Below are 6,627 nucleotides of genomic sequence, written 5' to 3'. Positions count from 1 at the left end.
CCAAGCAGGTTGAACAACGGCGCGGTCCAACGCACCAGTGCCGCGCTGGCCTTGGCCGCCAAGGGTGTGTGGCAGCTCCAGCCCAGGGCCAGCACCGCCATCAGCAGGCCGCCGATATAGTCGTCCTGGCCCCAGTGGGCGCCGGCCACCAGGCGCGGCATCATGAACAGCAACGCCAATGCCCAGATCACCAGGTGTTGCGCCAGGCGGCGGCTGAAGAGGCTCATGAACAGCGCCCAGACCAGCAGCACCGAGGCATGGTCCCCGGGGAAACTCTGGCTGGAGCGGTCCTTGAGCTCCCACTTCGACTCCAGGTTCGGATAGAAGTCGCTCAGGTGCACGGCATTGTCGAACACCATCGATGGGCTGTTGTGCTGCCAGCCCATTGCGCTGACCCACTTGGAAAACAACGCGCGAACCACCACTAAGAGGAGTAGGGTGACCAGGAAGCCGAAAAACGCCTGGCGCACCTGGGTGGCCTTGAACACCCAATCGCCGCGGATCAGCAGCGACAGCATGATCAGGCCGACCAGGATGTCGAAGGGGCGCAGGCTGCCGACCGCCCAGATCGACCGCCAGACCAGGTTGTCGGCCAGTGGCGCATTGAGGCTGTGGAACAGCCACTCGTCGAAAGTCAGGCACAGGATCTGGCCAACGGGCCACAACCAGAAACACAGTAGTGCGATGGGCAGCAGGGTGCAGGCTGCCAAGGGTCCCCAGGACCACCTTGCTTGGAACAGTGGTCGATTATCCATAAAATACCTCGATCTCCAGCAGGAAATGAGCGCCTCGTGAGCGCTCTGCGACGGACCTTTCAGTCTCCTGTAATTATTTTGTAATCATTTTTAGAAAGCCAGACAACCATGAGCGACTTGCCAGATACCGATTTCACCCAACGCTTCCTGTTCGACGACCGCGACGTACGTGGCGAAATGGTCGTGCTCGAACACAGCTACGCCGAGGTGTTGGCCAAGCACGAATACCCGCAGCCGGTGAAGCATCTGCTGGGTGAGCTGATGGCCGCCGCGGCCTTGCTGGTTGGCACCCTGAAGTTCGATGGGCTGCTGGTCCTCCAGGCGCAGTCCCAGGGCCCGGTACCACTGCTGGCCATCGAGTACACCAGCGAACACGACATCCGCGGTCTGGCGCGCTACGAAGCCGAGCAGATCAAGGATGACGCGAGCCTTGCCGATCTGATGCCGGGCGGCCACCTGGTGCTGACCATCATTCCGGTCAACGGCCAGCGCTATCAGGGCACTGTCGAGCTGGACGGCAAGGATCTGTCGGAGTGCTTCACCAACTACTTCGTCATGTCGCAGCAGGTGAACACCTGCATCACCTTGGCCGCCGATGGCGTGCGCGCCCGTGGCCTGCTGGTGCAGCAGTTGCCGGCCGAGATCCACAAGGACAGCGAGGAGCGCGAGGAAAGCTGGGCTCACATCAAGGCCCTGGCCAACACCGTGAAGGCCGAGGAGCTGCTCGGTCTGGATAACGAAACCATGCTGCACCGCCTGTACCACGAAGACGCCGTGCGCTTGTTCGACATCCAGCCGCTACGCTTCAAGTGCAGCTGCTCGCGCGAGCGTTCCGGCAACGCCCTGGTGAGTCTCGGCGAGCATGATGCCAAGCAGTTGGTGGAAGAGTGTGGCGGCCAGGTCGAGATCGATTGCCAGTTCTGCAACGAACGCTATCTCTTCGATGCAAGCGATGTGGCGCAATTGTTTGCTGGCGGCGGCACCGAGGCGCCCTCGGAAACTCAGCACTGAAACGATTAACTACAGGAGAAACTCCTGTCGAATTGCGCAAAAGCGCGGTTCTGACAGGAGGGGCCTACTTTTTTTGGGCGTTTCTGGCATAATCCGGCCACTTTTTTCGCTGTAGTAGTTTTTTCAAGACAACTACAAAACGTTTGGAGCACTCGGCCTCGGGCCGGATGGGGTATCTCATGACGCAAGCCAACAACACCGTGTACACCGACCTGAGCGTCGATGACCTGGTAAAAGAAGCGCTGCAACGCGGTGAAGGCGTGCTGGCCGATACTGGCGCACTGGTGGTGGAAACCGGTCATCGCACCGGTCGTTCGCCGGCTGACCGTTTCATCGTCGAAGAACCGTCCACCCAGGACCAGATTGGCTGGGGCCCGATCAACCGCAAGTTCCCGGCCGACAAGTTCGATGCCCTGTGGGACCGCGTCGAGGCGTTCAACAACGCCCAGGATCACTTCGTTTCCTACGTTCACGTAGGCGCTGCGGCCGAGCACTACCTGCCGGTCAAGATGACCACCCAGACCGCCTGGCAGAACCTGTTCGGCCGTTGCCTGTTCATCAACCCCGAGCAGTACAACCCGGCTGGCCGTGGTGAGTGGCAGATCCTCAACGTCGCCAACTTCGAGTGCGTGCCTGAGCGTGACGGCACCAACTCCGATGGCTGCGTGATCATCAACTTCGCCCAGAAGAAGGTGCTGATCGCCGGCATGCGTTACGCCGGTGAAATGAAGAAAGCCATGTTCTCGGTGCAGAACTTCCTGCTGCCGGCCGCCGACGTGCTGCCGATGCACTGCGCCGCCAACATCGGCGAAGAGGGCGACGTGACCCTGTTCTTCGGCCTGTCCGGCACCGGCAAGACCACCCTGTCGGCCGACGAAAGCCGTTACCTGATCGGTGACGACGAGCACGGCTGGGGCGAAGGCGTGGTCTTCAACATCGAAGGCGGTTGCTACGCCAAGTGCATCGACCTGTCCGAGAAGAACGAGCCGGTCATCTGGAAAGCCATCAAGCACGGCGCGGTGCTGGAAAACGTCGTCATCGACGCCAACAAGCACGCCGACTACGCCGACGTGAGCCTGACCCAGAACAGCCGCGCGGCCTACCCACTGGAGCACGTCGAGAAGGTCTCGGCAGAGAACCTGGGCGGTGAGCCGAACGCGGTCATCTTCCTGACCTGCGACCTGACTGGCGTCCTGCCTCCGGTGTCGATCCTGAACAACGAGCAGGCGGCCTACCACTTCCTGTCCGGCTACACCGCGCTGGTCGGTTCCACCGAAATGGGTTCGGGCGGCGGCATCAAGTCGACCTTCTCCACCTGCTTCGGCGCACCGTTCTTCCCGCGTCCGGCCGGCGTCTACGCCGAGCTGCTGATCAAGCGCATCAAGGCGTTCGGCTCCAAGGTCTACCTGGTCAACACCGGCTGGACCGGCGGTGGCTACGGCGTTGGCAAGCGCTTCAGCATCCCGACCACCCGTGGCGTGATCGCGGCCATCCAGAGCGGCGCGCTGGTCGGTGCCGAGACCGAGCACCTGGACATCATCAACCTGGACGTGCCGAAGGCTGTTCCAGGCGTCGAGACCGAACTGCTCAACCCACGCAACACCTGGGCTGACAAGGCTGCCTACGACGAAGCCGCCAAGGGCCTGGCCGGCCTGTTCACCGAGAACTTCAAGAAGTTCGACGTTTCCGACGCCATCAAGGCTGCTGGTCCGCAGCTGTAAGTTTGCGATCGGTCTGAAAAAGCCGCCCCTCGGGGCGGCTTTTTCGTTCTCAAGGATCACCGCAGCCCTGTAGGAGCCAGCTTTGCTGGCGAACTGGCGCCGCTGTGCATGCCCCGCCAAGGCGATAGTCGATCCCCGCAGGGTGTGGGATGCTTCGGCAACTGCGAAAGACAGCCAAGGATGCCCCTCATGACCGAATCCCCGCAACGTGCCGCCTTCTCTCACTTTCACCCCATCCTCACCCGCCCGCAGGACAACGACCACAACGGTCACCTCGCCGGTTTCACCGTGCATGGCTTCTTTGAGACCGCCATCCAGGCATTTCTGGTAGAGCAGGCCGAACTGGACCTGCGCGACGGCGAGCTGGCCGGCTTCGTGGTCAGCTCGGCGGCGGATTTCTTCGCCCTGCCGGGATTTCCCGACGTGCTTGAGGTGGGCCTGGGCGTCACCCGCCTGGCCGGAAGCACGGTGGAGTACCGTCTGGCACTGTTCCGCCCGGGGGAAGCCGAGGCTTGCGCGGCGGGCACTGTGGTCCAGGTGTTTATCGAGCGGGTCTCAGGGCGACCGGCGGCGCTGCCCGAGGCCCTGCAACTGATCCTCGCCGGGCTGTCGCTCAATCGTTGAGGCGGATGATGCCTTCGCGCACGGCGAACAGCACCAGGCCGGGCACGTCGTGGATCTGCAGGCGGTGCATGATCTGCGAGCGGTGCGCCTCGATGGTCTTGATGCTCAGGCCCAGGCCTTCGGCGATGGAGCGGGTGGTCTCGCCGCGGGCGATCAGGCGCAGGATCTCCAGCTGGCGGGTGGTCAGTGGTGGCGTCTGGGCCTGACTGGCAACACGCTTGCGACTGTGCTTGAGCGCTTGGCCGATGACCATCGGCAGCACCGCCGACGACAGGTACTGACCGCCACCGCGCAGGGCCTGCAGGGCCTGTTCCAGTTCGCTCACCGTGGCGTTCTTGAGCAGGAACCCGTGGGCGCCGAGTTGCAGGCAGCTCATCACATGATCCAGCTCCGAGCGCGGCGAGAACATCAGCACGCGGCTGGCGGGCGCGCGGATGAACAGCTCCTGCAGGGCCTGCTGGCTGTCCAGCTCGCCGCTCATGTCGAGCACCACGATGTCTGGCTTGAGTTTTTCCGCCAGGCTCACGGCCGTCATGGCGTCGCCGGTGTCGCCTACCACGACGAAGTCTTTCTTCTGTTCGAGCAAGGCACGCAGGCCGGCACGGAAGAGCGGCGAGTGGTCGGCAAGCAGGATTCGGCAAGGCATGAATAAGGGCCTGTTTCGCAAGGGAAGGTGGGCGGCAGGCCTGCTCGTTCCGAAAGCGTACTGCCGCGCGGGTGCGCGATCAGTCCCTGTCTGCCGGTTGGCGCGGCAGTGCCTCTCATCATAGGCGTTCGAACACCGATGGCAGTAGCGGCCGCAGGGGCAGGCCGAGTGCGTGGATGCTTTCGCTGTGGCCGATGATCAGCAGGCCGCCGGGGCGCAGGTGCGCCAGCAGACGCTGGAGCACTTCGAGCCTGTAGCGCGGCGCCAGGCTCGACAGCAGGTTGCGCAACAGGATGACGTCGAAGCTGCCAAGATGTTCAGGCAGCGGGCGGATCAGGTTGATCGCCTCGAAGCGTACCTGCTTGCGCAAGGCTGGCGCGACCTGTAGTCGGCCGGCCATCTCACCGACACCGCACAGGCAGTGACGGCTCAGCCAGCTTTCGGGAAAATAGCGGGCCTGGGCGATGTCGTAGATGCCAGCGTCGGCGCTTTCCAGCACTTGCCGGTCGAAGTCGCTGGCCAGCACTTGCCAGCCCGGATGGCGGGCATGCTCGGCGGCGACCATGGCCAGACTCCAGGCTTCTTCCCCGGTGGCGCAAGCCGCGCTCCACAGACGGGCGGGACGGTCGAGTTCGGCCAGCCAGCGAGACAGGCATTCGAAATGACGATGTTCGCGGAAGAAGTAGCTGTCGCGTGCCACCAGCAGACGCAGCAACTGTTCGTGCTCGTCTGCGCCCCGGGGCGTGTCGAGCAGCGCGAGGTAGTGCTCGAAGTCCGTCAGCTGCAAGGCCTTGAGCCGCTTGTGCAGGCGCATGGCGACGACGCTACGGCGGTCATCGGCCAGTTGGATGCCCGTGGCCAACATGACCCGCTGGCGAATGCTCGCGAAGCAGGCTTCGCTGAGCAGGGGCGGGCGACGGCTGGGCATCCTTCAGCCCTCCCTGCCTCGGAGTGAACAGAAGGGGTGGGTGATGATCGCGCGCATTCCCTGCGTCCTGTGCATGGTCGAGACGGCGATGATAACTAGTGGCCAGTAGCCTCCATATCGGGGCCGCCCCTAATCCTTCGGTGCGTACGCAAACGAAAAGGCCCTGCCGGTGAGGGCAGGGCCTTAGGCGTCAGGCGCAAGCCTGGCGATCAGTCGCGCCAGTGGCGCTTGTGCTTGCGGTGCCCGTAGTGGTGGCCGCGGTCGTAGTGACGACGGTCATCGTAGTCGCGACGGTAGCGGCGCGAATCACGGCGTTCGTCCTCATCGGCCTTGTTGCCCATGTAGTTGCCGAGCGCGCCACCGGCGCCGCCGCCTGCCGCCGCACCGATGTAGCTGCCGGTGGTGCCGCCCACGGAGCGACCGACGACGTTGCCGCCCGCCGCGCCCAGCGCGCCACCGATGGCGGCTTCGCCACGCTGGCGCTTGTCGGCACCCAGGGCACCGCCGGCCGCGCCGCCCAAGCCGGCACCGATGGCGCCGCCGGTGCTACCACCGATGGAGTTGCCCACCACGGAGCCCAGTACCCCACCCAATGCGCCGCCAATGCCGGCTTCGGTGGTGCCGCCTGCCATGGCAACGCCGCTGAGCAGACCGAAAGACAACAACAGAATCGAGGAGTACTTCTTCATCAAGAGAGCCTCAGAGGGATGACGAGGCGGAATTTGAGGCTCGCCGAGGCGGCTGGCAATCGGAATCCGACGAGTAGCACGAGTTGTACACAATTCTCTAACTTATTGAATTATGTGTGAAACTTTCTCGATTTTCGGCTGTCTGAGGTATTTATGACGAAGCCCTGAACCGTTGCGGAACAGGGCTTTTTTGTGGGCAGTTGCTCGGTATCTGCGCTTGCCCTGTAGGAGCGGCCTTGTGTCGCGAAAGGGG

General features: G+C 63.4%; 7 protein-coding genes. 3 read left to right on the top strand and 4 right to left on the bottom strand.

Annotated elements, in window-relative coordinates; genetic code table 11:
- Positions 1-755 (bottom strand): phosphatase PAP2 family protein (locus N5D48_RS25380; RefSeq protein ID WP_279888825.1); only part of this gene is annotated, 755 nt, incomplete at its 3' end.
- A 108-nt stretch (positions 756-863) separates the two neighbouring features.
- Here N5D48_RS25380 and hslO point away from each other — a divergent pair.
- The 3 genes from hslO to N5D48_RS25365 all read left to right on the top strand — a co-directional run bounded on the left by hslO (position 864) and on the right by N5D48_RS25365 (position 4,111).
- Positions 864-1,766, top strand: coding sequence for an Hsp33 family molecular chaperone HslO (hslO, locus tag N5D48_RS25375; RefSeq protein WP_279888823.1), 903 nt, complete (start codon positions 864-866; stop codon positions 1,764-1,766).
- A gap of 179 nt (positions 1,767-1,945) precedes the next feature.
- Positions 1,946-3,487, top strand: coding sequence for a phosphoenolpyruvate carboxykinase (locus N5D48_RS25370; protein ID WP_279888822.1), 1,542 nt, complete (start codon positions 1,946-1,948; stop codon positions 3,485-3,487).
- A 189-nt stretch (positions 3,488-3,676) separates the two neighbouring features.
- Positions 3,677-4,111 (top strand): thioesterase family protein, encoded by a 435-nt coding sequence (locus tag N5D48_RS25365; protein ID WP_279888821.1) that lies wholly within the window; start codon positions 3,677-3,679, stop codon positions 4,109-4,111.
- On the opposite strand, the gene N5D48_RS25360 is transcribed toward N5D48_RS25365, so the two are convergent.
- The 3 genes from N5D48_RS25360 to N5D48_RS25350 all read right to left on the bottom strand — a co-directional run bounded on the left by N5D48_RS25360 (position 4,101) and on the right by N5D48_RS25350 (position 6,374).
- Entirely contained in the window at positions 4,101-4,757 is a 657-nt protein-coding gene (locus tag N5D48_RS25360) for a response regulator transcription factor (RefSeq protein WP_279888819.1), read from the bottom strand. The two genes, N5D48_RS25365 and N5D48_RS25360, sit on opposite strands and share 11 nt — an antisense overlap.
- 118 nt (positions 4,758-4,875) lie before the next feature.
- The gene (locus tag N5D48_RS25355; protein ID WP_279888818.1) at positions 4,876-5,685 is read right to left on the bottom strand and encodes a CheR family methyltransferase; all 810 of its coding nucleotides are present in this window, start codon (positions 5,683-5,685) and stop codon (positions 4,876-4,878) included.
- A gap of 209 nt (positions 5,686-5,894) precedes the next feature.
- Complete coding sequence (locus N5D48_RS25350) at positions 5,895-6,374, bottom strand: glycine zipper domain-containing protein (RefSeq protein ID WP_279888816.1); 480 nt, start codon at positions 6,372-6,374, stop codon at positions 5,895-5,897.
- Between the last annotated feature and the right edge of the window lie 253 nt (positions 6,375-6,627).

Source organism: Pseudomonas sp. GD03858, assembly GCF_029840925.1.
Lineage (GTDB): Bacteria > Pseudomonadota > Gammaproteobacteria > Pseudomonadales > Pseudomonadaceae > Aquipseudomonas.
Note: the sequence above shows the minus strand (reverse complement) of the source record. Positions and strands in the feature narration are given on the sequence as shown.

Excerpts from the sequence above, each read along its gene's own strand:
- N5D48_RS25350 (WP_279888816.1), bottom strand. The coding sequence starts at position 6,374 with ATGAAGAAGTACTCCTCGATTCTGTTGTTGTCTTTCGGTCTGCTCAGC.
- N5D48_RS25355 (WP_279888818.1), bottom strand. The coding sequence starts at position 5,685 with ATGCCCAGCCGTCGCCCGCCCCTGCTCAGCGAAGCCTGCTTCGCGAGC.
- N5D48_RS25370 (WP_279888822.1), top strand. The coding sequence starts at position 1,946 with ATGACGCAAGCCAACAACACCGTGTACACCGACCTGAGCGTCGATGAC.
- hslO (WP_279888823.1), top strand. The coding sequence starts at position 864 with ATGAGCGACTTGCCAGATACCGATTTCACCCAACGCTTCCTGTTCGAC.
- N5D48_RS25365 (WP_279888821.1), top strand. The coding sequence starts at position 3,677 with ATGACCGAATCCCCGCAACGTGCCGCCTTCTCTCACTTTCACCCCATC.
- N5D48_RS25360 (WP_279888819.1), bottom strand. The coding sequence starts at position 4,757 with ATGCCTTGCCGAATCCTGCTTGCCGACCACTCGCCGCTCTTCCGTGCC.